23 protein-coding genes and 1 pseudogene are annotated in these 23,818 nt (G+C 36.4%); 19 read left to right on the forward strand and 5 right to left on the reverse strand.

What is annotated here, in order from left to right:
• The first annotated feature begins 1 nt into the window (after position 1).
• From MHB48_RS01685 to MHB48_RS01710, 6 genes and pseudogenes are all read left to right on the forward strand, one after another.
• Complete coding sequence (locus MHB48_RS01685; protein ID WP_342601279.1) at positions 2-526, forward strand: N-acetyltransferase; 525 nt, start codon at positions 2-4, stop codon at positions 524-526.
• Positions 527-714: 188 nt separating this feature from the next.
• Positions 715-1,029 carry a TMEM128 family protein gene (locus MHB48_RS01690; RefSeq protein WP_342599856.1) on the forward strand — a complete coding sequence of 105 codons (315 nt, stop codon included), beginning with the start codon at positions 715-717 and terminating at the stop codon, positions 1,027-1,029.
• A 134-nt stretch (positions 1,030-1,163) separates the two neighbouring features.
• A pseudogene (locus MHB48_RS01695) lies at positions 1,164-1,256 on the forward strand ((2Fe-2S)-binding protein); the annotation flags it as partial.
• 497 nt (positions 1,257-1,753) lie between these two features.
• Entirely contained in the window at positions 1,754-2,482 is a 729-nt protein-coding gene (locus tag MHB48_RS01700) for a hypothetical protein (protein WP_342599857.1), read from the forward strand.
• Positions 2,483-2,629: 147 nt separating this feature from the next.
• The gene (locus MHB48_RS01705) at positions 2,630-3,190 is read left to right on the forward strand and encodes an ATP-binding protein (protein WP_342599858.1); all 561 of its coding nucleotides are present in this window, start codon (positions 2,630-2,632) and stop codon (positions 3,188-3,190) included.
• Between the two features lie 171 nt (positions 3,191-3,361).
• Positions 3,362-3,922, forward strand: a complete 561-nt coding sequence (locus MHB48_RS01710; protein WP_342599859.1) for a GNAT family N-acetyltransferase — start codon at positions 3,362-3,364, stop codon at positions 3,920-3,922.
• A gap of 192 nt (positions 3,923-4,114) precedes the next feature.
• On the opposite strand, the gene MHB48_RS01715 is transcribed toward MHB48_RS01710, so the two are convergent.
• Positions 4,115-5,494 carry a PLP-dependent aminotransferase family protein gene (locus MHB48_RS01715; RefSeq protein ID WP_342599860.1) on the reverse strand — a complete coding sequence of 460 codons (1,380 nt, stop codon included), beginning with the start codon at positions 5,492-5,494 and terminating at the stop codon, positions 4,115-4,117.
• Between the two features lie 116 nt (positions 5,495-5,610).
• Between MHB48_RS01715 and MHB48_RS01720 the strand changes: the two genes are divergently transcribed.
• A complete protein-coding gene (locus MHB48_RS01720; protein ID WP_342599861.1) occupies positions 5,611-6,228 on the forward strand; it encodes an FMN-binding negative transcriptional regulator in 618 nt (205 codons plus the stop codon).
• A gap of 381 nt (positions 6,229-6,609) precedes the next feature.
• On the opposite strand, the gene MHB48_RS01725 is transcribed toward MHB48_RS01720, so the two are convergent.
• Positions 6,610-6,834 carry a small, acid-soluble spore protein tlp gene (locus tag MHB48_RS01725; RefSeq protein WP_342599862.1) on the reverse strand — a complete coding sequence of 75 codons (225 nt, stop codon included), beginning with the start codon at positions 6,832-6,834 and terminating at the stop codon, positions 6,610-6,612.
• A 169-nt stretch (positions 6,835-7,003) separates the two neighbouring features.
• Here MHB48_RS01725 and MHB48_RS01730 point away from each other — a divergent pair, with 169 nt between their 5' ends.
• From MHB48_RS01730 to MHB48_RS01770, 9 genes are all read left to right on the forward strand, one after another.
• The gene (locus tag MHB48_RS01730) at positions 7,004-7,264 is read left to right on the forward strand and encodes a hypothetical protein (protein WP_342599863.1); all 261 of its coding nucleotides are present in this window, start codon (positions 7,004-7,006) and stop codon (positions 7,262-7,264) included.
• 334 nt (positions 7,265-7,598) lie between these two features.
• Complete coding sequence (locus MHB48_RS01735) at positions 7,599-9,131, forward strand: SNF2-related protein (protein ID WP_342599864.1); 1,533 nt, start codon at positions 7,599-7,601, stop codon at positions 9,129-9,131.
• A 35-nt stretch (positions 9,132-9,166) separates the two neighbouring features.
• Positions 9,167-9,949, forward strand: coding sequence for a YqhG family protein (locus MHB48_RS01740; RefSeq protein WP_342599865.1), 783 nt, complete (start codon positions 9,167-9,169; stop codon positions 9,947-9,949).
• 204 nt (positions 9,950-10,153) lie between these two features.
• On the forward strand, positions 10,154-10,357 hold the full coding sequence (gene tatA / locus MHB48_RS01745) for a twin-arginine translocase TatA/TatE family subunit (protein ID WP_342599866.1): 204 nt from the start codon (positions 10,154-10,156) through the stop codon (positions 10,355-10,357).
• A gap of 245 nt (positions 10,358-10,602) precedes the next feature.
• Complete coding sequence (locus MHB48_RS01750) at positions 10,603-11,346, forward strand: gluconate 2-dehydrogenase subunit 3 family protein (protein WP_342599867.1); 744 nt, start codon at positions 10,603-10,605, stop codon at positions 11,344-11,346.
• A 21-nt stretch (positions 11,347-11,367) separates the two neighbouring features.
• Complete coding sequence (locus MHB48_RS01755; RefSeq protein WP_342599868.1) at positions 11,368-13,080, forward strand: GMC family oxidoreductase; 1,713 nt, start codon at positions 11,368-11,370, stop codon at positions 13,078-13,080.
• A 426-nt stretch (positions 13,081-13,506) separates the two neighbouring features.
• On the forward strand, positions 13,507-14,130 hold the full coding sequence (locus tag MHB48_RS01760; RefSeq protein WP_342599869.1) for a DUF2238 domain-containing protein: 624 nt from the start codon (positions 13,507-13,509) through the stop codon (positions 14,128-14,130).
• Between the two features lie 286 nt (positions 14,131-14,416).
• A complete protein-coding gene (locus MHB48_RS01765; RefSeq protein ID WP_342599870.1) occupies positions 14,417-15,412 on the forward strand; it encodes a macro domain-containing protein in 996 nt (331 codons plus the stop codon).
• Between the two features lie 92 nt (positions 15,413-15,504).
• Positions 15,505-16,158 (forward strand): hypothetical protein, encoded by a 654-nt coding sequence (locus tag MHB48_RS01770; protein ID WP_342599871.1) that lies wholly within the window; start codon positions 15,505-15,507, stop codon positions 16,156-16,158.
• A 269-nt stretch (positions 16,159-16,427) separates the two neighbouring features.
• Here the strand turns inward: MHB48_RS01770 and MHB48_RS01775 are convergent, their stop codons facing one another.
• Both MHB48_RS01775 and MHB48_RS01780 read right to left on the reverse strand, forming a co-directional pair.
• On the reverse strand, positions 16,428-17,849 hold the full coding sequence (locus MHB48_RS01775; protein ID WP_342599872.1) for an aldehyde dehydrogenase family protein: 1,422 nt from the start codon (positions 17,847-17,849) through the stop codon (positions 16,428-16,430).
• Between the two features lie 587 nt (positions 17,850-18,436).
• Entirely contained in the window at positions 18,437-18,982 is a 546-nt protein-coding gene (locus MHB48_RS01780) for a GbsR/MarR family transcriptional regulator (protein ID WP_342599873.1), read from the reverse strand.
• A gap of 216 nt (positions 18,983-19,198) precedes the next feature.
• Here MHB48_RS01780 and MHB48_RS01785 point away from each other — a divergent pair, with 216 nt between their 5' ends.
• Genes MHB48_RS01785 through MHB48_RS01795 form a run of 3 tightly spaced genes read left to right on the forward strand, consistent with a single transcriptional unit; the run spans position 19,199 to position 22,195 of the window.
• Positions 19,199-20,452, forward strand: coding sequence for a glycine betaine/L-proline ABC transporter ATP-binding protein (locus MHB48_RS01785; RefSeq protein WP_342599874.1), 1,254 nt, complete (start codon positions 19,199-19,201; stop codon positions 20,450-20,452).
• A gap of 1 nt (position 20,453) precedes the next feature.
• On the forward strand, positions 20,454-21,311 hold the full coding sequence (locus MHB48_RS01790; RefSeq protein WP_342599875.1) for a proline/glycine betaine ABC transporter permease: 858 nt from the start codon (positions 20,454-20,456) through the stop codon (positions 21,309-21,311).
• Positions 21,308-22,195, forward strand: a complete 888-nt coding sequence (locus tag MHB48_RS01795) for a glycine betaine ABC transporter substrate-binding protein (protein WP_342599876.1) — start codon at positions 21,308-21,310, stop codon at positions 22,193-22,195. The genes MHB48_RS01790 and MHB48_RS01795 overlap by 4 nt, the downstream gene beginning before the upstream one ends.
• 57 nt (positions 22,196-22,252) lie before the next feature.
• Here MHB48_RS01795 and guaD read toward each other — a convergent pair whose 3' ends face one another.
• A complete protein-coding gene (guaD, locus tag MHB48_RS01800; protein ID WP_342599877.1) occupies positions 22,253-23,620 on the reverse strand; it encodes a guanine deaminase in 1,368 nt (455 codons plus the stop codon).
• Positions 23,621-23,818: the final 198 nt, after the last annotated feature.

Genomic DNA, 23,818 nt, shown 5'->3' on the forward strand with positions numbered 1-23,818 from the left:
GATGATAAAAGATAATATTCAAGTCTCCCTAAGAACAGGAGATTTAGATGATGCAGAAGCCGTGTTAGAAATTCAAAGGGAAGTTGTTTCAGAAAACGAATTTATGATTTCTGTTTTAGAAGAATTTGAAGAGACAACGGAGCAACAAAGAAGTTGGATACAGAAAATTTTAGAAAATAAAAGAGAAACAATAATTGTGGCAGAAATTAAAGGGAAAGTTATTGGTTTGATTGTATTTCGGTCAAAAAATACCAAAAGGATTGCTCATACTGGTTATTTTACGACTATGTTAAAGAAAGATTATCGAGATATGGGTATTGGAAAACTCCTTATTAAAGAACTTTTAAACTGGGCAGAACAGAACCCTTTAATTGAGAAAGTAAGTTTAGGGGTTTTATCAACAAATCAGAGGGCAATTGCCTTATACAAAAGTGTGGGATTTGTAGAGGAAGGACGTAAAGTTAAAGAAGTTAAGTTTAGCGAGGACTTATATGTAGATGACATTCTTATGTATAAATTGGTTTAACCCTTTTAAACCAACGAGTGCGTTAGTTCAAGATCTATGAGCTGCTTAGACGGCTCTTTTTTCTTATTGTGCTAACGGGGAAGGTTAGTTGAACAAGACTACTCTTAATTTGAAACTTATACCATAATTTTCCTTCAAGTATTATTGAACAAGAATGAAGAAGTCAAAAATACAAAGGGGGATTTGATATGGTTGGTTTGCTTAATCTTGGCAGTCTAGTACTTGGACTAATTGCTTGGATACTTCCTGTTGTTAATATCATGCAATATAAAAAACATGGCCATAGGAATTGGGTCGCTCTTTCTGTTATGAGCATTAGTGCTTGTGCTATTTCGCTATGTTTCCAGATTTTCTATAATCATCATCTGGTAAAAATTAAGGATTGGTCTGCTCTTGCGGACACAACAGAGGCTGTGGTGTTTGTCGGAACAGTACTTCTCATTGTTACCATCATTTTAAATACAATTACTCTGATTGTATATCGTGACAGAACAGCAAAGTAGGATGTCAAATTCCATTTTGTAAGGTGGTAATGTATCGAAGATTGTGAAAAGGTGTACTTATTGTAACGGGGGGCTTTAGGTTGAAGAAGGAATTAAAACTTAAATATAGAAATAAAGTAAAGATAAATGGAATTATTAAAGCAGACCGTTGTGGATGTGAAGTAAACAATCCACAAGGAAGTTGTTGTATGGGGAATGTTACTAAGTATATAAAAGGTCTTTCTTAATTCAACTTCAACTACCGGGCGCTTTAGATTAATGTTGATTTAGAGGATTTAAAGAAAGTTAAAATATGGTTATAAGAGTATGGAATCATAGAAAAAAATTACAGAACGAAGAGAGCTCCCCCTCAATTTTTCACCGTCGTACCAAATTTCATTATTTAGCTGATTTAATCGGTTAATATAATCTTTTCAATTATTAGACCCCATGTTGCACTCCCCGATTTTAATGGATATTTATATAAAATTATTCGATTATAGCTGTTTTCACGAGTTAAGTCGTTCAATATATTATTACTACTACTAAAATTAATCTATGTAACTAGAGCATACTTATTTTACTTCTTTAACTACCGGGGCAGATTAGTGGAATAAGAAGGTTTATGTAAGAGTTTTGTTGAATAAGTTAATATATGTAAATTTTTGAACTTTTTTAATGAACTAACGGGTTATCCGAAATAGATTATGAAAAATTATGAGTAGTTGAAACTGGGAGGGTGATTATGAACTATTTATATACGATTATCATACTTTCTATATTAATCATGAGTGGTTGTTCTAATAATGGGTCTGAGAATGATTTAAAACAAGAAAATGAACAGTTAAAGCAAGAAAATGAGAAGTTATCAGTAGTTAAAGAGGAATTAGAATTAGATTTGAAAATAGCTAGCTTGGAAGCATCTAGGAAAAATGATCAATTAACTAGTGAAGTAAGTTCATTACAAATTGAAAATGAAAGGCAAAAAGAAATAATTTATCGTTATCAGAATGTACTAGGATTTTCCATTTCGGGTAATCGTACCATCGCAGATGCTTTGAGTATCTTTTCACCTGATCAAGTAAAAACAGATAACCAAATCGCGGATCTAATCGTTTCAGATGTAAAAAAGGAGGCAATTAATGACGCAACAGCTTATTCTATAAAATTCACTGGTGAATTTGAAGTCAGAGGCTCCATCATAGTGAGTGGAGAAAGTGAGTATTCCTTTATAGTCAAAGAGAATTTAGGGACCATGCCACACGCATTATGGCAATTTGAAAAAGGAAGTATCATCTTTGATATTACAAATGATGAAGATTTAAGAAATTCATTGGGCGAAAAATTAGATGCGTTACCCGAAGATGGTCAACTAGATATAGTTGGAGTTTTTAAAAATTATTCTTATAACGAGGTTCCAGAATCGGACTCTCTGCCGAGTTTTGCTGAATTTGTAAGCATAATATCAGAGTGATTTGTGAATAGGGGGTTTCTTGATAGATCAACGGAGAAGGTTAGTTGAATAAGAGGTAAGTAAACAAGGGGTTTTTGTCCCAATAACTGAAGGCTTAATTATACTTAATAATCACGGAAAGAATTAAAAAAAATTAGGGGACTTTAGATGAAAAGGATAGTAATTATTACAGTAGGGAAAACCCATAGTGGGAAAACAACATTTGCAAAGGCTTTAGAACAAGAGTTGAACAACTCAGTAGTGATTGACCAAGATAACCATGCTGAATTTATCAATACATATTATAAAAACTTATTACCAAAACAAGGGACTAATACTATTAAGTATGCCATCACTCAAACTATTGTAGATTATGCTGTTGAACAGACTAATTATCATCTCATTCTTTGCAACTCAAATCGTAATCGAAAAGGGCGTTTGGAACTTCTCAGACATTTTAATGAAAAAGGGTTTATAAGCATACTAGTTAATTTTGATATACCAGAACATATTCTTCGTGAACGAGTAACAGAAAGTAGCCGAAGTACAAATATATTTAGGAGTGCTTCTACTTTTGAGGAGGTACTTATTAGGCAACAAGCTGAGTCACATAAAATTGATGTGACAGAACCAACAGAAGATGAAGCAGATTATTTGTTTGTAATCAAAACCAGCGACGAAGTTCAGTTCGTTATTCATGAAATTACAAATATTAATCAAAATTTATGAATGATTTTAGATTAACTACCTTCTAGGTATGTTATATTCCTTTTTTATTCAACAAACGGGTGCTTTAGTTACAGAAAATGGGTTGCTTAGGCAACTCTTTTTCCTTATTGAACTAACAAGGCAGGTTTAGTTTACTAAAAGAAGGATAGTTAAAGAAAGGATTTTTTATTTATGATAATGAATGAAGAGAATTTGAAGATAATAAAGGTTATAGAGTGCGAAATTGATAATGAACTGACTGAAAATATTCAAGAGTTATTGACTGAGAGTTTTCAGAATATGTATCCAAATAATAGGATTTATTTTAAACAAGTGCCTCATTTTAGATTCTTAGCTTTTAACGAGGAGAAACACCTACTTGCACAGGTTGGGTTAGATTACCGAGTTATGAATCTTAGTGGAAAACTTATAAAAGTGCTTGGGATAATTGACTTATGTGTTTCACGAGAATCCCGAACAAAAGGAATAGCTTCACTATTACTATCAGAAATTGATAAATACTGTGTAAAGAAGGATATTGATTTTTTGCTTTTATTTGCCGACAATAAGACATTGTATTTAAAGAACGGCTACAAATCTGTTAAGAACAAATGTAAATGGTTGAAAATCGATGACAGAAATCAAACTATACTGGGCATAGGCTATGAAGAAATTAGTGAATTGATGATTAAGAAAATTGGTATGAATGAATGGACTGAAGGGGACTTAGATTTTCTAGGTTATCTCTATTAAATAAGAGGGTGTTTCCAATTAAAATCAACATTTATAGGTTTATTTTTATTACACAATAGGAATAAACTGTTCATTAATCTTGTTCAACTACCATGGAAGAACGCAATTTTCCCGATTCTTTCGGCTTGTGGGAACAACCCAAAATTTGCATTGTTTCACCCCCTTGATTTGATTATCTAAAGGGGGATTTTTTTATGTCCAAGCCTTTTTTAAGAGCTCCACACCAAGCTGGATTTCATCAACAGAAAGGTTACTAAATCCAAGTTTAATAATTGGTTCATCGGTATTGTTTTTAATGAAGTAGAGTGAGGTAGGATACACTTTCACTCGATAAAAGGAAGCACGCTCGATTAGCCATTCTTCTGAATGCTTCATGTGTACTTTTACTAAAACATATAAACCAGACTGTTCGCCTATAATGGATATATGTTGATCGAATTGCTCAATTAGTGCTGATACTAAGTGTTGCATTTTTCGTTTATAAACAAGACGCATGCGTTTAATATGACGAATCCATTCGCCATCTTCCATAAATTTAGCCATTGCAAGTTGGCCAAAGAGTGAAGTGGTACTTTCAAAATGAAGAAATTGGTTTTTATAACGATTTAATAGTGTCTGTGGCAACACCATATAGCTTAAACGGATCCCTGGAAGGAAGGCCTTTGAGAAATTCCCTAGATAAAGGACTCTTGCTGAATCAATGGAAGCGAGAGCTGGAAATGGTTTTTGCGTATAGCGAAATTCACTATCATAATCGTCTTCGATAATATATCCATTCTTCTTGTTAGCCCAATGAATAAGCGTTTGCCGTTGTTGAATGGACATACTTACCCCGATTGGACTTTGATGGGAAGGTGTTACATAGATGACCTGTGATTTCATTTGTTCTAATTGTGAAAAATCAGCGCCTGTTTCATTAACTGGTAAAGTCTCAAGTTCAAAGCGATGGAATTGAAATGCTTCCCTGGCTCCATCATACCCAGGATCTTCTACGATAACGCTTGAGAAATCTTCCCTCAGAATATGTCCAAGATGGATAAGCATTTGTTGTGTACTACTGCCGATAATAATGGCATTTGCATCTGTTTTCACCCCACGAGATTGGAGTAAGTATGTAGCAATTTGTTCACGTAGGCACATCTCACCGAAGGGGTCCCCGTATAGATAGCTTTCCTGTAACGTTAATACTTGATTGGAAATCCTCCTCCAAGTTTTTAAAGGGAAATGTGCTTGATCTACGGCTCCTGCTCGAAAGTCAATGAGGACAGGTGCCGTCGCCTCTTTTTGCTTTTTATTAGAATAGATTAACGGTTCTTGAAATGAAAACGGCTCTATTTCATTTACAAAATAACCTCTTCTCCCTTCTCCGCGAATATAGCCTTCCGCTACAAGCAGATCATAAGCTGTTAATGTTGTATTACGACTTATATGAAGAGATTCTGCAAGCTGACGAATGGAGGGTAACTGTTCATCAGTCGGTATATCTCCTCGCTCAATAAGTAATTTTAGCTGCTCGTAAATTTGTTTGTATTTTGGGGAGTCATCCTTAAAAGGAAAAATGATGTTTTTCATGAAGACCTCCTTTGACATGTTTAATTATTTATAATTGTACCTTTCTGGATGTCAGTTTGTATAATACTATTAACTCAGATCGTACACAATATTACAAATCAAGGAGGAGCACAATCATGTATATACCTAAATATTATAAAGTGACAGATGCAGATGAAATTAGAGAATTTGTTCAAAAGACCTCATTTGGAACGATGGTTACAACCAAACAAGGCAAACCAATTGCGACTCATTTACCTTTGAGTTTTAGTAAAAAAGAAGAAGATTACTATATAACTGGGCATATGGCTTATGGGAATCCTCAATGGCGAACATTCGAAACCTGTGAGGAAGTTCTCGTTATGTACCAGGGACCGCATGCTTACATTTCTTCTTCTTGGTACGAGCATGAAAATGTTCCAACATGGAATTATCAGGCTGTGCATGTCTATGGCACAGCTAGTATTTTGACTGAAGAAGAGTTGCAACAAGAACTTACAATGATGCTACAAAAATATGAAAAACATCGTGAGAATCCAGTATTGTGGGAAAAACTTTCTCCACAAGTTTTAGAAAAAGAAATGAAAGGTATCGTTGGATTTAAAATTAAAGTGAAAGAAATTCAAGCCGCCTATAAATTAAGTCAGAATCGTAATGAGAAGGATTATCTTAACATCGTTGATAAACTACATGAGGAAGAAGATATAAACTCTCACCAGATGGGAAAAGTGATGGAAAAGAGATTAAAAAGCTAAGGATAATCGTGCTTAATAACATAAGAGTTCATTTTTCGTACAATTTAAAAATGAGGACCTAGTTCTGTTAAAACAATAACAAAAGAAATTGTTAATCAATGAAGAAGCGCTTGATATGTAGGTATTTAAAAGAATTTGGTCTCTATTTATTAAACTACTGTTTTTTGTAGGCAATTGATTGTAGTGGAAGACGGCGACTCCAGCGGGAATAGCGTGAGCTGAAGGCCCCGCAGGAGCGAAAGCGACGAGGAGACTGAAGCCATGCCCGCGGAAAGCGTCCGTCTGGAACGGAAATCAATATTGGAAAAGGGACCATCTCTAAGTCATTATATGACTATAGGGACAGCCCCACTTTATTAATTTGCATTAAATCTTTTTTTATTACCTAATATATCCATTTATCCGAGATTTAGATTCTGCACTTATTTCTTCTTGCAAATTTTCAATGCTCTTTTTACGTCGTTCGTTTTTCTCTTGTATTGCAGCAAGTTCTTCCCCTTCTGCGAATTCCATTGCTGCTTCTGCTGCTTCCATATTCCGGATGGTTTTCTTTAGTCTTTCTTTATTATCCGCCGAATCATTTGGTCCTGGTGCGTGAATAGACATTATTTTTCCTCCTTCAAATGATTAGAATCTTTCATGAAATATTGTTCCCAAGATCATTAAAACTATTGAAGGATTATATTTCTAACTGCACCTTTCCAATGAATAAAAATGGTGTGCTTTTACCATAGTAAGGTCGTATTGATTTCTAGAATCTAAGGAGGACTTTGCAGTGGTAGACCACACACAAATGAGTTGGAAAGAAGATAATGTCATTTCTCAATTGCACAATTCTGTGGATAATGTCACGATGGCTGTAGGGCAAGCTCTAACGAATCCCACAGAGCAGTCTATTCAAAATGCACACAATATGATCGAACGTGCAGAGCGCTCGGTCATCATGGCTCTCGAGAGTAGAGGGGAATTGGAGCCTATTAGTTCACTTCAGGAGAAGTTGAATCAAAGCAAAGAGAAACTAAACACAGTGCATTAGTTTAGATATATAATTTCTGAGCGTTTTTAAAAGTAGGATCTATTCAATTAAGCACTTGTTTCTTAGAAGAATATATTTTGTACAAAAATCCGCGAAAAACCTGCGGAAAGCGAGTGGATTATTGTCGTTTAAATGCACTTAAAAATGAGTTTAATTCTTAATTGAATTAGGCTCATTTTTATTATTGTATCCTAAACTAGTATGAGTTATAAAAACATACTAAATAACCCGTCTTTAGAGCTAGGCAAGTAATCAGTAATATTTTCATTACATAATCATAGCTCCTTCTTTTTTGGGCAACCTAAGATAGAAAAAGATGCATGAGGTGATTTTCATGATAATTGAAAGGTCAACTGAGTGGAAAGAAGGTCTCGTGAATAGATTAGAAAATATCGAACCATGGGATAATTGGACGCTTTATAAGATGAGTTACGAAATAGTGAATGATAACCTGATTACCGAATTTTCTGGTCTTCAGTCTCCTAAATACTTACCAAACCTTACTCCCCTTAGTCATCAATTGGAAGTGGCTGAGACGGTCATCGAAAGGATGAATGGAAAAGCAATTCTTGCAGACGAGGTGGGTCTTGGTAAAACTATTGAAGCAGGGTTGATATTAAAAGAATACCTCATTCGAGGGCTTGTAAAAAAAGCGTTAATTTTGGCTCCGGCTTCTCTTATCAATCAGTGGGTCGAAGAATTGAACTACAAATTTTATATTCCCGCAATTCCTTATAAAAAAAACTACCAATTAGACCATTACGATGTAGTAGTAATGAGTATGGATACGGCAAAAAAAAGCCCACATAAAGAACTAATATATGCGCAAGATTATGACATGATCATCATTGATGAGGCACATAAACTAAAAAACCATAAAACCAAAATTTATGAGTTTGTTCAAAGTTTAAAGAAAAAGTTTTGTCTGTTGTTAACTGCTACTCCGGTTCAAAATGATGTGTTTGAGCTATTTTATCTTATCTCTTTATTAAAACCGGGGCACTTAGGTAATTACGAGACGTTTCAATCCTCGTTTTCTGCCAGTAAACACAGTTTAGAACACGATGAATATTTAAGGGAATTAGTTAATCAGGTGATGGTCAGAAATAGAAGACAGGATACTGGAATTGAGTGGACAAATCGTCGTGTTCAAATAATCCCAATCCAATTTTCGGAAGCGGAAAAAGAAGTGTACGATTTGATTTTAGATCTTAAAAATATTTCGCCTGTTTTTTCGGGAGCCTTCTCTATGATTACACTACAAAAGGAAATGTGCAGCAGTAAGGAAGCAACTGCCTTGACTTTAGAGAAGATGCGCGAAAAATGTGAGAATCCAGATGAGATGGATCACGTTAATGAAATTATACAGAAATTGATGGCGCTAGAAACAAATTCAAAAGCAGAAAAGGCTTATGAAATTATTTCTCAAGCAAATGATAAGGTTATTATCTTTACAGAATATCGAGCCAGTCAAACCTATTTGCAATGGTATTTAAATTCTAAAGGAATCACCAGCGTTCTCTTTAACGGGAAATTTAACAAAAATAAACGAGATTGGATGAAGCGTTTATTTAAAGAACAGGCCCAGGTGTTAATTGCAACAGAATCGGGAGGGGAAGGAATTAACCTCCAATTTTGTCACCATGTCATCAACTATGATTTACCATGGAATCCAATGAAGTTAGAACAACGAATTGGACGTGTTCACCGGTTAGGGCAAGAACATGATGTTCATATTTACAATTTGGCTATCGATAACACCATTGAAAAGAATATTTTGGACTTGCTTTACGTAAAAATCGATGTATTCGAAAAAGTAGTGGGTGATTTAGACGATATCTTATCAACTTATAAGAAAACTATCTGATCAGAAGCAATAGGGGCATTCAAAGGAGGATGTACATGTTCCCAAACCAAGTTCATGGTTATTTACTTAAATTTTTTAATGAAAACAATTGTCCTATTTTGACTAACACGGACCACTACATTACCGTCCAACTAACAGTTGATATGGATAAAAAAATTATGAACCGTCCATTTTATTGGAAGTATTTAGAAAGCACAGATGGTGTTCCAGATCCAGCACAGTTAACTTTCATCACTGATCAAAATAAGCTAGATGGAGCCACTAAAGGGGAAGTAATCCATTTTGGTTCTCCTCGACTTAATCAACTGTTTCAAGCAACGAAAGAACTTGGCGCATTTGTGCAAATGTATGAAAGGGTATCAGATAAGTTTGAATCGAGACCCATTTTAACTCCTTGGCTAGGTGTGAATTATAAAATATCGTACTACAGCGATCAAACGAAAGAAATGCTCTATTCTCTAGGGATTAACTTAATGACAGGTGATTTAACAGATGATTTTCAGGAACTGTTAAGCAGAGTGGATTTGGTATCTATCAGGTCAGAATATGTATTTCATTTACCATATATAATAAAGCCCATTCGTGCCCTAGAGCGATTAGATACAGCAATTGAAAGCATCGTACAACAAGATGATCATACATGGGCAGAAGAAGCAAAAAGAAGATGGCAAAAGGACCTGGAAGTATTAGAATACTTTTATGAAGGCGTAGAAAACAAGCCAGAATGCTACGAGATGGAGAAAAAAGCATTGGAAGAACAATACGAGGCAAGAATTAAAATTGAAGTGATAAATGGTGGATTATTTTATATGAAATAAATTTGTTGTTTGCACCTGTGATTAAGCACAAAATTTTTCATGTGGAGTTAATACAACACTAGTATCAATATCACTTGTTTAGAACTCGTAACGAAGGGTAATAATGTGTAACTAATACAATACAACTTAGATTTTATTGTAATAAATGTAACTACTGCCTATTTGTCATTGAATCATTATGAAAACAGTTTAAAGGAGGAAACTATGCCAAACATCGGTGTACCAGGTTTAATAATTATTCTTATAATTGCTTTAATCGTCTTCGGCCCATCTAAACTACCTCAGTTAGGAAAAGCGGTTGGACAAACATTAGCAGAATTTAAAAACTCAACAAAAGAAATTATGGACGAAGTGGCAGAAGATTTTAAACTAGATGACAAAAACGCAGAAACTAAAAAGAAAAAATAATATGAGAAGCCAACTATTGTATATGATAGTTGGCTTTTATTTTGTTTATGAATTTGTATTGGAATTTGGTTTATAGCATGCACGTTTTAAGTGAATTATCTTCAAATATTATAAAGAAACTTCAATCTCTCTAAAATATATAGGTTGAATGACTAAAATTGATTAAATATGTATATCCTTTTTTTAGAACTTGGCAGTATGAAAATGGATACATGAATATCATTATTTTTTAGGAGATGATGTAAATGACGGAAAAACAGAAAAACTATACACGAAGAGACTTTTTAAAAACGACAGGGATTGCTACCGGTGCTTTAATTGGTGGGGGAGTAATTGGTGGATTAGTTGGGTTTAATGCAAATAAGACAGATCAAGGTTTGTCTAATGTAGCGACTCCAGAAAAGCATGCGATGCAAGTGAGTCAAGGGTTTCAGTTCTTCCGAAATAAGAAAGATTTTGACATCCTTTCAAATGCTACGGAACGGATTTTTCCGAAAGATGATTTAGGACCAGGTGCAATTGATTTAGGGGTTGGTTATTTTATTGATCACCAATTAGCGGGGCAATACGGAAGTAATACGAAAGAATATATGCAAGGCCCGTTTGCCGTAGGTGCTCCGACGCAAGGATATCAGAGTCGCTTGACCCGAGCGGAACTCTTTAAGCAAGGGATAGCGAAATTGGAAGAAGAAGCTAATAATAGATTTAAAAAAGGATTCCTTGAACTGGAAGGAAAGCAAATGGATGAGATATTAACTGCTTTTCAAAATGATGAAGTAGCAATGGTAGGGACTACCTCTTCATTTTTCTTTCGTTTGCTACGAACTGCGACATTAGAAGGTGCATTTTCTGACCCAATGTATGGTGGAAATAGAAATATGGGTGGATGGAGAATGAAGGGATTCCCTGGTCATCAAATGGCTTATGCTAATGTAATTGAAAGTGATAAATTCCAAAAAATTGAGCCAATGTCGCTTGGACAAATGTAAGAAGAGAGAGGGGTATTATTTATGGCTACTACATTACCAAAAGTAGATGTTGTTACAGTAGGGATAGGTTGGGTAGGCGGCATTGTTGCAGCAGAATGTGCAAAAGCAGGATTGAAAGTTATTGGTTTAGAGAGAGGGGAAACGCGAGGGACAGAGGACTATCAAAAAGTACATGATGAATATCGTTATGCAGTTCGATATGAATTAATGCAAAACTTATCGAAAGAGACGATTACGATACGAAATCATCGAAAAATGCCTGCATTACCAATGCGTCAGATGAGCTCCTTTTTACTAGGTTTGGGATTAGGGGGATCTGGAACCCACTGGAATGGTCATAACTGGAGATTTTTACCTTATGACTTTCAAATAAAGACGATGACAGATGAAAAATATGGTCCTAATAAATTGTCAAAGGACTATTTGTTGCAAGATTGGGGAGTTACTTACGACGAATTAGAACCATACTTTTATAAGTTCGAACAGACTGCTGGAATTTCTGGAGAAGATACGAATCCGTTTTGGGGAAAAAGAGCGCAACCATTCCCTACTCCACCGATGAAAAAGACACCGATATTAAAGAAATTTGAAAGTGCAACCCAAAAATTAGGATATACGCCATTTATGTTACCTTCCGCAAATCTTTCAGAACCCTATACAAATCCAGATGGGCAAGCGATAAATGCTTGTCAATATTGTGGTTTTTGTGAGCGATTCGGTTGTGAATATGGTGCAAAGACTTCACCTGAAATAACCGTCGTCCCAACTGCTATGAAGACAGGGAACTTTGAAGCAAGGTTTCGTTCCAATGTAGTGGAAGTAATAAAAAAAGGAAATAAAGTAACAGGTGTAAAATATTTGGATACTCTTTCTGGAGAGGAATTTATACAACCAGCAGAAGTAGTAGTTTTGACTAGCTACGTTATGAATAACGCAAAACTTCTTATGGTTTCTAACATTGGGGAACAATATAATCCTGATACAGGTAGAGGGACATTAGGGAAAAATTATTGTTACCAAATACTCCCTGGGGCAACAGGTTATTTTGAAGAACAGATGAACACGTTCATGGGTGCAGGAGCACTTGGCATGACGATTGATGATTATAATGGGGACAACTTTGATCATAGTGATTTAGATTTTATTCATGGTGGTAGTATTTCTCTTACGCAAACGGGATCAAGACCTATTGAAACGAATCCAATTCAACGTGATACGCCAACATGGGGAGCAGAATTCAAAAAGAATTCGATATACAATTTTACTCGTACATTAGGAATTGGAACCCAAGGTGCATCCATGCCACATAAAGAGAATTTTCTTTCTTTGGATAGTAATTACAAGGATGCATATGGTCTACCGCTTCTACAAATGACTTATAACTTTACGGATCAAGATAGAGCTTTGCATAAGTATATAACGGAAGTATGCACAAACATAATGAAAGAGATGGGTGCGAAAACTGTAGAAGGTAAAAATGTTATAACGGATTACGATATTGTGGGTTACCAAACGACTCATAATACTGGTGGAACTATTATGGGAAGCAGTCCTGATAACAGTGTCGTGAATAAGTATTTGCAGCATTGGGATGCAGAGAATTTATTTGTAATCGGTGCAGGGAATTTTCCTCATAATGGTGGCTATAATCCTACCGGAACAGTAGCTGCACTAGCTTATCAGAGTGCGGATGCAATTATAAAATATAGTAAAACAGGCGGTTCACTCGTTTAAGTTGGATTTTTTTAGCGTAAATTTTTATGAATCTTTAGTAATCAGCATCCTTATTGGCCACGAAGTCGAAAATGAATAAAAGAGCTGTTTCAAAATTCTCCAAAATGAGATTTTGAAATGGCTCTTTCTTTTTAAACAGTTATTATTTGTGCTTCTAATGGACTTCGAAGCCGTTTCAGAAAAAGTAACAGTAGGCGAACTTCATACTTTGGAGTACCATCATAACCTTCAAGACTGGGATTTAGTAGAATATATATATCTTCCAATCAAAAATAACTGGAGCCAGGTCATGTGCTCCAGGTTTTCTTTTTCTTTTTTTCGAAAACTTAATTCACTCACTCAAGTTGATTTATATATTGAAAGTTTTTGGGGAAAGCTACATGTATCGAGTGGAATTATATACAGTTTGGAGCAGGGGTGAACAAGGTGGGTTTAGATAAAGGTTCAAAAAAGCTACATTTTGCACTGTTATTGGTTGTTATCATCGTTTTTATATGGTCTGTGATTAAGCCCGCAACCTATTTGGATTGGCTAGCAGAAGTTAGTCCGGCGGTAGTCGTATTAATCATTGTCATTGCAACTTATAACAAGTTTCGTTTTACTACTCTTTCCTATTTCATCATCGCTCTTTTGTCCATTCTAACGTTCATCGGCGGTCATTACACTTACTCAGAAGTACCTCTATTTAATTGGATGAAAGATGCATTTGATTTAAAACGAAATAACTATGATCGTTTTGGTCATTTGCTAAAAGGTTTATCAGCGATTGTGGTAAGAGAATTGTTGTTACGACATACGCAACTAACCAAAGGAGCTTGGTTGTTTGGTATCACGACTAGTATAGTGCTTGCAGTTGCCGCTTTATATGAAATTATCGAATGGTTGAGTACAAAAATATCAAAAGGTGGAGAAGTATCTAAAGACTTTTTAGGAATGCAAGGAGATAAATGGGATGCGCAATGGGATATGTCTTTAGCTTTAGTAGGTACCATCCTCGCGTTACTCATTTTTTCAAAATTACATGACAAGTTGTTAAAAAATAAATTATAGAGCTGAAAACAACTAAAGTCTTTAATATTTGGCCGTTTGATGTAAAAACATCAAACGGTCTTTTTATTATTTGTTACATATATAATCTTCTATTAGAATGTAAGTGACATTTGAAGCGTATTCATTAACGTGGTTTGTCTTAATCAATTTTTTTCTCTATTAATATGGATATAAAAACATTTAAACGTTCGAAAAGGGTATTTGAAAGTTAGAAGTATGCTCTTTAGTGGATATAGTTAGAAGAAATAGAAAACGTAAATATGGATGGGAAAGGAGACTAGTGGTTATGCCATTAGAAATCGTAAGAAATGATATTACAAAAATGAAAGTGGATGTCGTAATAAATGCGGCGAATACAGCACTCCAAATGGGAGGAGGAGTATGTGGTGCTATTTTTAGCGCAGCTGGTGCCGAGCAGTTGCAAGCAGCGTGTAACGAAATTGGGGAATGTCCTGTTGGTCAGGCTGTGATTACGGACGGCTTTCAATTACAAGCTAAACATATTATTCATACAGTGGGACCAGTTTGGAGAGGGGGTACGCATAACGAAGAAGTGCTTCTTACAGCCTGCTATGAAAATTCATTAGCACTCGCTGCTTCTCATGATTGTCAGTCCATTGCCTTTCCGCTTATTGCATCTGGTATATATGGTTATCCAAAGGAGCAGGCATTAAAAATTGCCATTTCTACAATCAGTGCTTTTTTGTTGAAACATGAAATGATTGTATATTTGGTCGTTTATGACAAGCAGGCATTCGGGCTAAGTGAGAAATTGTTTACATCCATTCATGAATATATAGATGAACACTATGTAGAAGAACACGACGTACGCTTCCTTCGTAATCGACAGGAACTACACGAAGTTCTCGAGTCCCAGATAATTATGGAGGAAGCTCCGTTAAAGAGGAAAAAAAGAAGGTTAGAGGAAGTATTGAATCACTTGGATGAATCCTTTTCTGAGAGGCTGCTGCGTTTAATTGATGAAAAAGGAATGACAGATGTTGAAACATATAAAAAAGCGAATATTGACCGTCGCCTCTTTTCGAAAATCCGCAGTTCGGTTGATTATACACCTCTCAAAAAAACGGTCATCGCCTTTGCGATTGCCCTGGAATTAAATCTGGACCAGACTATAGATTTGCTATCCAAAGCGGGTTATACATTGTCACATAGCAATAAATTCGATCTCATTATTGAATACTTTATTGAAGATGAAAATTTTAACATTCATGAAATTAATGAGGCATTGTTTGCTTTTGATCAAGTTTTACTAGGGGCGTAATTGTCGCTTTCGAAGCGACCTATTCATTGGAGTAAATTGTTATCCTTAATTTGTAAAGAAGATAGGCAACCAACTAAAGGAGGATAACGAATATGAAAACGAATGCAACAGAATTAGTCTTTATCTTAGATAAAAGTGGCTCCATGGCTGGACTGGAGACAGACACGATTGGTGGATACAATGCAATGCTTTCCAAGCAGAAAAAAGAAGAAGGAGAAGCTACTGTAACAACCGTATTATTTAATCATAAATATGAATTGTTACATGACCGTATCAATGTGAGAGGCATTGCGCCGATAACGGATAAGGACTACGAGGTTGGAGGGACGACAGCATTGTTGGACGCCATTGGTTCGACGATTCAGAAAATCAGCAATGCGCAAAAAAGAACGAAGGAAGAAGAACGTGCTGGGAAAGTGTTATTTGTCATCACGACAGATGGTATGGAAAATGCGAGTTGTGAATATAACTACGCTAAAATTCAATCGATGATTGCCTACCAAAAAGAAACATTCGGCTGGGAGTTTATATTCCTTGGTGCTAATATCGACGCCATCTCTACGGCAGCAAAATTCGGAATCGATGAGGAATTTGCCGTAGAGTATCACGCAGATAACAAAGGAACCGAGCTAAATTACCAAACACTTAATGAGGCAGTTACTTCATTTCGAAAAGGCAAAAAAATAGACCGAACGTGGAAGAAAGACATTGAAGCAGATTTTGAAAGTCGTCAGTCTCGAAATTAATTTTATTTCAGGATTAACAACAATCTAAAAGAAGGGGCAGTCCAATAGCCCATAAATTGAAGCAGATGTAGAAAAACGAGTCTTTTTCTACACCTGTTTTTTGTATACTTTTTATTAAATTACTATTTTTTGTAGGCAATTGATAGTAGTGAAAGACGGCGACTCCAGCGGGAATAGCGTGAGCTGAAGGCCTTTTACTACTTTTTATTTTTCTATGATTACGCCGTCAAATGCTGAAATGTAATTTTTTCAGACATTACTGAGACTCCTTATTGGTTATTCCAAACGACAAGTTTCGTTTCTGTCATTTCATGAATAGCATATTTTAATCCCTCTTTACCAGTACCGCTTTCTTTCACACCACCGTATGGCATTTGGTCGATCCGGTATGTTGGAATATCGTTGATCATGACACCTCCAACTTCTAAGTGTTTAGAAGCATGGAAAGCTGTTTGGATATCATTTGTGAATATCCCTGCTTGTAAACCATAGTTTGAATCGTTGATTGCAGCAATGCCCTCTTCAATAGAAGAAATGCGGTTCACTACAACGATTGGAGCAAAGACTTCCTGACAAGAAACTTTTGAAGTGGAAGACACATTCGTTAAAATGGTAGGCATGAAAACACCATTTTCTGTTGTACCTCCCGCAATAATTTCTGCGCCATGCTCAACTGCTTCATGTACCCAACTTAACGCTCGTTCTTGTTCACTAGGATTAATCATTGCGGATATGTCTGTCGTTTCATCTGATGGACTCCCAATCACAAGTTGCTTTGTCATTGCTGAAAATTGATTGACAAATTCCTCAAACAATTCATCTATTACATACGTACGTTGTAATGAAATGCACACTTGGCCTTGATTTGAAAATGCACCCATAACGCATTTTGGTACGATTTGTGATAAATCGACATTTTTGTCGATGATTAGGCCAGCGTTGGATCCTAGTTCAAGAGCAACTTTTTTCAGACCAGCTTTATCGCGTATACCTTTTCCGACAGCAGGGCTACCTGTAAATGTAATCATTTTCACTTTGTCGCTCTCTACTAGTGCATCTCCAACCGTTTTACCACTTCCAGTAACTACGTTGAATGCACCTTTAGGTAAAGCAGTTTGATCGATAAGTTCTGCTAAAAATAGTGCAGAAAGCGGTGTTTGTGATGCTGGCTTAAGTACGATTGTGTTACCAGCTGCTATCGCAGGTCCTACTTTATGCGCAACTAAATTTTGTGGGAAGTTGAACGGAGTGATGGCACCGATCACACCAATTGGCTGTTCAATCGTGTAACCGAACCGATTCGCTCCATTTTTTGCAGCGTCCATCGGGATCAATTCACCGGTTAATCGTTTTGCTTCTTCTGCTGCAAATTTATATGTTTCGATTGTGCGATCAATTTCCCCTAGTGCATACTTAATTGGCTTTGCTGCTTCTAATGAGATAATTTCAGCTGCTTTTTTGCGGTTATCGATAAATAATTGTGTAATATGTTCTAAAATTGCTGCACGCTCGTATGCAGTCAGTTCAGCCATTTGTTTTCTAGCATCAAATGCAACGTCGATTGCTTGTTCCACTTCTTCACGAGTCGCTTGTGGGATTTTTGCAATGACTTCTTTCGTATGAGGGGATTGGAGTTCTGCAAAATCTTTCGCAGACTTCCATTCACCACCTACATAAAATTGCTTTTCCATCTAATCATCCTCTCGTATTTATTCTTCCTCTGAATCTACTTTTCTGTCTTTTAGAAATGTATTGTCTACTTCACCTTTGAAGAAGTCTTTACCATATATTAAGAAGCATAGTAAAAGACCTACTGCGAGTGCCCAAGTAGCACCTTTAATACAAAGTACCGCACCGATAATACCGGCGATTCCTAAATCACGTTGACTTCCTGATTCCAGTATACCGACTTTAACACTTACATAGCATTAAATTTGAATTGTTAAAGCTAAATCTACACCTAAAATTAAACTTAGAACTGGTAATAATAAACGGTATTTGTACCTCAAGGGAATGTACGCATACCGAAAATTAAGTGTGCACGGCTTAGGCTATACAACACTTTTTCATCTGGATGTGCAGCTGCACGTCTTCAACTAAAGCTTTGCAGTACGTCACCGAATAATACGATGTATGCTGCAAAAACAGTTGCTAGACCCGTGATAGAAATCATTAGTGGTGGAAAACCTAAACTAAAGATCGTGTATTTATTTCTACATAGAATGAAAAAATGGTACTGCTTAGGAATTATCCTTTAAGCAGTACCTTTTTCCATTGGTCAGTCTTCTGTATCGGTCATGATTGGGACGAGTTCAAAAATCTTTTGATCTTCAAATACATCCACCAAACGTTCGAGCCACTCGTAATAGTTTTTTATATATTTCAGTTTATCAATATCAATTTGAATTTCTTGTTGTAATTCCTCACTAACTGTTGGATCTTTTGATAATTCTTCGATCTCAGCTAATGACTTTTTTATCGCAACTAAATGAAGTGTGACGGATCTCCTCCATTTTATTGAAAACAAATCTATAAAACTTTGATACCAGTCGTCTGTTACTTTATATAAATCTTTTCGAACTCCTTTTTTCCAGGCGCGTTCGACTAATTTTAAATCAGACAAAGCTCTAACGGAAGTACTCATGCTTGTTTTACTCATCCCAAGCTTTTCCGTCATGTCATCCAATGTTAATGGTTCATTTTGAAAGAACATCATTCCGTACTGTCTACCTGCAGAAGGTACCAAACCGTAAAGATGTATATTTTGTGCAATTGTCTCGATAACACGTTCCCGGGCTTTTTCGAGTTTTTCGTAACCTTCCATTTACGTCTTCCCTCCACTGAAGTCAGCTTCTATCAGATAATCCAGCTGACTAAATTAAATGTATTATATCCTTCGTTAAAAAGCAATTTTTTTCTCAAATATTTGTACAGTTTTCACTGTACAAACTATAAGAAAAGTTATTACGGTTGTATTGCATAGATATTACATTTATAATGATTAAGCGTTCATTTAGTTTGAACAGTTAGGAGTGTATATATGAGTGAACAAAGCATGAAGAAAAAAATCGTAGTAAAAGATACTACGAAAATTTTCGGAAAGAACGTGAAGCGAGCAGTACAGCTTCTAAAAGAAGGAAAGTCGAAAAGTGACATTTTAAAAGCAACTGGTGCAACTGTAGGTGTTAAAAATGTAACTTTTGATGTGAATGATGGTGAAATTTTTGTCATCATGGGTCTGTCAGGAAGCGGTAAATCCACTTTAGTTAGGATGTTAAATCGTTTAATCGATCCGACGGTAGGGCAGATCTTGCTAGATGGTGAAGACATAGTACAAATGAATAAAGAGCAGTTACGAGAAGTGAGACGGAAAAAAATAGGCATGGTTTTTCAAAATTTTGCTCTCTTTCCGCATAAGACAATTGTTGAAAATACCGAATATGGTTTGGAAATCCAAGGAGTACCAAAAGATCAGCGCCGAATAAAAGCGGTCGAATCATTAAAGCTTGTTGGTCTTGCAGGATATGAAGATCAATATCCGAACCAACTGAGCGGCGGAATGCAACAACGCGTGGGACTTGCAAGAGCACTAGCCAATGATCCAGATATACTATTAATGGATGAGGCTTTCAGTGCACTAGATCCCCTTATTCGGAAAGATATGCAAAATGAACTCCTACAGCTTCATAGTGACATGGGGAAAACTTTTATTTTTATCACCCATGATTTAGATGAAGCACTTCGAATTGGAGATCGCATCGCATTGATGAAAGACGGAGAAATCGTTCAAATTGGCACGCCAGAAGAGATATTGATGAGTCCTTCGAATGAGTACGTAGAACGCTTCGTCGAGGACGTTGACTTAGCGAAAGTATTAACGGCGGGACATATTATGAAACAAGCAGATACGGTACAAGTGGACAGAGGACCTCGCGTTGCCCTTCGATTAATGAAACAACTCAGAATATCTTCTATTTATGTTGTAGATAAAAGTAATCGTTTAATGGGGGCGGTAACTGCACAGGATGCGGTAGCAGCTTTAGAAACAGATAAGTCACTAGAAGAAGTATTAATTTCTGATCTTCCAATGATTACGCCTGATACTGTGTTAACGGATCTTTTTGATGTTGTATCCACTGCGTCCATTCCGGTAGCAGTTATTAGTGAAGATCAAAAGTTACTAGGAATTATTATTCGTGGTGCACTGATTGGTGCTTTATCAGGTGACAACCAGTTTATCAATAATGATGGAATAATCGCACCAGCTGACCAATTGAATACGGAGGTGATATAAGATGAATGAATTATTACCTAGACTCCCGTTTGCAGATTGGATAGATAGTGGTGTCGATTGGCTCGTTTCTACATTTGGTTCCGTATTGGACGGAATTGCAGAAGTATTAGGAGGGGTTGTTGAAGGAGCGGTAACCGTTCTAGATATGGTCCCATCCATTTTACTTGCGATCATCTTCGCATTAATCGCTTATTTTATTTCCACGCGAAAAATTGCCTTCTTTACTTTAGGCGGACTTTTATTCATTGATTACTTAGGCTATTGGTATCCAATGCTTCAAATGTTAGCCCTCGTATTGACCTCGGTCTTTTTGGCCGTCGTAATTGGTATTCCAATTGGTATTTGGGGCTCGCAAAAAGCGAGTGTTCGTAAGGTGGTCAATCCGCTACTAGACTTAATGCAAACAATGCCTGCATTTGTTTACTTAATACCTGCAATCTTCTTCTTTAATATTGGAGTCGTTCCGGGAGTAGTAGCGTCGGTCATTTTTGCGATGCCTCCGACAATTCGTTTAACGATGTTAGGAATTGAACAGGTTCCAAAAGATTTAATAGAAGCGACCGAAGCATTTGGTTCTACGACTGGGCAAAGGTTAATGAAAATACAAATTCCACTTGCGAAACCAACGATTATGGCCGGTGTCAATCAAAGTATCATGCTTGCTCTATCCATGGTTGTCATTGCATCGATGGTTGGTGCACCAGGGCTTGGGGAAGAAGTTTACCGATCTGTAACACAGTTGAAAACCGGTGTAGGGGTTGAAACCGGCGTTTCCATCGTTATTGTTGCTATCATTTTAGATCGTATTACACAACAAGCAGGAGCAAGAAAGAAAAAAATAGGAGGAAAATTATCATGAATTTAGCTAAAAAGATTACAGGTTTAGGGGCAATCGCTCTACTATCACTTGGACTTGCAGCGTGTGGTTCAGATGAGGCTTCAACTTCAGGTTCAGTCGGCGAGTCAGTCAAGTATAAAATTACTGGAATTGATCCAGGTGCAGGGATTATGGAAGCAACTGAACGTGCCATGACAGATTATGAATTAGATAAATGGGACTTAGTTTCAGGTTCCGGTGCTGCGATGACCGCTGCTTTGAAAAAAGCGTATGATGCGGAGAAACCAATTATTATAACAGGTTGGACACCACACTGGAAATTCGCTCAATACGATTTGAAATATCTTGAAGATCCAAAAGGTTCATATGGTGGGGAAGAAGAAATCCATACGATTGGTCGAACAGGACTTCAAGAAGACTTACCAGAGGCTCACCAGATCCTATCGAATTTCAGCTGGTCTGAAGAGGATATGGGTGAAATCATGATGGCAATTCAAGAAGGTGAAAAATCAGAAGTTGCTGCGCAAAACTGGGTAGATGCAAATGCAGATAAAATTGCTGAATGGACAAATGGCGTTGAAAAAGTAGACGGGGATGAAATCAAGCTTGCATATGTTGCGTGGGATAGTGAAATTGCCAGCACAAACGTGATGAAAATTGTATTAGAAGATATGGGGTATAAGGTTACAACAGTACAAGTAGAAGCAGGTCCTATGTGGACTGCGGTTGCTGATGGTAGCGCGGATGCATCTCTAGCAGCATGGTTACCATTAACGCACGCAACATATTCAGAGAAATTTGATGGAAAATTTGAGGATCTTGGTGTTAGTATGACTGGTGTAAAAATCGGTTTAGTTGTCCCTGCTTATATGGACATTACATCTATTGAAGATTTACAAGAATAAGAAGGTTTATAGAAAAGGCTCATCGTCCGTATTGGATGATGAGCCTTTTCTTAATTGTCACTTACGTTCATGTACTTTTTCACCTTGTACCCAGACTTCACGAATATTTTCTGGACGAACTAAATACATTACTTTTTGGAAAACATCGTGTAAATCTTCATCGGCATTAAAAATAGGTAGTTTTGCAGATGCTAATTTAGTGTCAATAATTTGTACATCCCATGCATAGTTTTCTGCCAAACGCCCGATTGGTAAGCTTAAACTTTCCCCTCCGCCAGCTGTTGCAAAATAGAAAGCTTCATTGATCGTGATGCGAGATGCTGGTACACCGCGTTGTTCAGCTGGAAGGTTCGTATCCACACCATCTTCTAACATTCTGGAAGACATTACTGCTTGTCTAGCATTATCGAAAAGACTAGGTGAAAAGCCCCCAGAAAGATCGCATCCTAAGCCTATCTCTACACCTTTTTCATGCAAATGAGCAATTGGAATAACGCTATTTGCAAAGTAAGCATTGGAGATTGGACAATGGCTAACGGCAGTTCCCGTTTCAGCAAATAAATCTGCATCGTCATCATTTAAAAAGTTACAATGTGCCATCACAGATTTTTCACGTAATAGTCCAAAATCGTGTAAGGCAAAGGCGTCGTTCTTTTCGAATCGATCTTGTACATAGCCATGTTCCCAATCACTTTCACTGCAGTGGGATTGAACATGCGTATCATACTTAGCAGCCAATTCCCCTAAACCTTTTAAAGCATCATCGGTACAGCTCGGAATAAAACGCGGTGTAACTACTGGATACACGCCTTGTTTGGTGGATTTTGCTAATTCTTTGACAGCTAAAATAAATTCTTCCGTATCTGCTAGTGCAGTTTGTGTATCAGCGTCTCGATAATAGTCAGGATTTTGTTCAGGATTATCCATCACAACTTTCCCAACTAAACCGCGTTGTCCTTTTTTAGCACATATTTCAGCTAGCAATAGACTTGCTTCTTTATGAACCGTTGCAAAATATAGTGCCGTTGTTGTTCCGTTTGCTAGTAAGGTGTTGACTACATCTTGATAAACATTTTCTGCAAATGACAAATCCGAAAATCTAGATTCAAGTGGGAAAGTATAGGTATTCAACCAATCATAAAGTGGAATATCTAATGCTGTTCCAGATTGAGCCCATTGTGGCGCATGGACATGCAAATCAACAAAACCGGGTAAGAAATATTGACCTTCCGCTAAACGATGAAAGTTTTCTTTTCCTGAATAAACATCTAGTAAATGTTGATACTCGGTTTCTTCTGGTGAAACGATTTTTTCAATCATCCCGTCTTTATTGATACAGAAAATATGCTTCTCTAAAATGTTTAACTCTCTTGGTGAATTGCTAGAAAAAGCAGTTCCTAGAAATACTTCCGTATATTCTGTCATATTTCACACCTCAATGTTCGTATATTTGAATTATATTTGCTATTATAAAGTGGGTTATACATTAAGTCTATACAAAATATGAATAATGAAAATTTTAAGATTAATGATGTTTGTATTCTGTAATAATCTAACAGAGCATTTTAATAAGAAATAGTTGAATGTAACATTCAAAAAAGTAAACTAACGATCAACATTATT

The organism is Psychrobacillus sp. FSL H8-0483, from assembly GCF_038637725.1.
In the GTDB taxonomy this organism is placed as follows: Bacteria; Bacillota; Bacilli; order Bacillales_A; family Planococcaceae; genus Psychrobacillus.

What these genes read in the sequence shown, in the direction of transcription:
- MHB48_RS01685 (WP_342601279.1), top strand. Translation starts at nt 2, where the DNA reads ATGATAAAAGATAATATTCAAGTCTCCCTAAGAACAGGAGATTTAGAT.
- MHB48_RS01690 (WP_342599856.1), top strand. Translation starts at nt 715, where the DNA reads ATGGTTGGTTTGCTTAATCTTGGCAGTCTAGTACTTGGACTAATTGCT.
- MHB48_RS01700 (WP_342599857.1), top strand. Translation starts at nt 1,754, where the DNA reads ATGAACTATTTATATACGATTATCATACTTTCTATATTAATCATGAGT.
- MHB48_RS01705 (WP_342599858.1), top strand. Translation starts at nt 2,630, where the DNA reads ATGAAAAGGATAGTAATTATTACAGTAGGGAAAACCCATAGTGGGAAA.
- MHB48_RS01710 (WP_342599859.1), top strand. Translation starts at nt 3,362, where the DNA reads ATGATAATGAATGAAGAGAATTTGAAGATAATAAAGGTTATAGAGTGC.
- MHB48_RS01715 (WP_342599860.1), bottom strand. Translation starts at nt 5,494, where the DNA reads ATGAAAAACATCATTTTTCCTTTTAAGGATGACTCCCCAAAATACAAA.
- MHB48_RS01720 (WP_342599861.1), top strand. Translation starts at nt 5,611, where the DNA reads ATGTATATACCTAAATATTATAAAGTGACAGATGCAGATGAAATTAGA.
- MHB48_RS01725 (WP_342599862.1), bottom strand. Translation starts at nt 6,834, where the DNA reads ATGTCTATTCACGCACCAGGACCAAATGATTCGGCGGATAATAAAGAA.
- MHB48_RS01735 (WP_342599864.1), top strand. Translation starts at nt 7,599, where the DNA reads ATGATAATTGAAAGGTCAACTGAGTGGAAAGAAGGTCTCGTGAATAGA.
- MHB48_RS01740 (WP_342599865.1), top strand. Translation starts at nt 9,167, where the DNA reads ATGTTCCCAAACCAAGTTCATGGTTATTTACTTAAATTTTTTAATGAA.
- tatA (WP_342599866.1), top strand. Translation starts at nt 10,154, where the DNA reads ATGCCAAACATCGGTGTACCAGGTTTAATAATTATTCTTATAATTGCT.
- MHB48_RS01750 (WP_342599867.1), top strand. Translation starts at nt 10,603, where the DNA reads ATGACGGAAAAACAGAAAAACTATACACGAAGAGACTTTTTAAAAACG.
- MHB48_RS01755 (WP_342599868.1), top strand. Translation starts at nt 11,368, where the DNA reads ATGGCTACTACATTACCAAAAGTAGATGTTGTTACAGTAGGGATAGGT.
- MHB48_RS01765 (WP_342599870.1), top strand. Translation starts at nt 14,417, where the DNA reads ATGCCATTAGAAATCGTAAGAAATGATATTACAAAAATGAAAGTGGAT.
- MHB48_RS01770 (WP_342599871.1), top strand. Translation starts at nt 15,505, where the DNA reads ATGAAAACGAATGCAACAGAATTAGTCTTTATCTTAGATAAAAGTGGC.
- MHB48_RS01775 (WP_342599872.1), bottom strand. Translation starts at nt 17,849, where the DNA reads ATGGAAAAGCAATTTTATGTAGGTGGTGAATGGAAGTCTGCGAAAGAT.
- MHB48_RS01780 (WP_342599873.1), bottom strand. Translation starts at nt 18,982, where the DNA reads ATGGAAGGTTACGAAAAACTCGAAAAAGCCCGGGAACGTGTTATCGAG.
- MHB48_RS01785 (WP_342599874.1), top strand. Translation starts at nt 19,199, where the DNA reads ATGAGTGAACAAAGCATGAAGAAAAAAATCGTAGTAAAAGATACTACG.
- MHB48_RS01790 (WP_342599875.1), top strand. Translation starts at nt 20,454, where the DNA reads ATGAATGAATTATTACCTAGACTCCCGTTTGCAGATTGGATAGATAGT.
- MHB48_RS01795 (WP_342599876.1), top strand. Translation starts at nt 21,308, where the DNA reads ATGAATTTAGCTAAAAAGATTACAGGTTTAGGGGCAATCGCTCTACTA.
- guaD (WP_342599877.1), bottom strand. Translation starts at nt 23,620, where the DNA reads ATGACAGAATATACGGAAGTATTTCTAGGAACTGCTTTTTCTAGCAAT.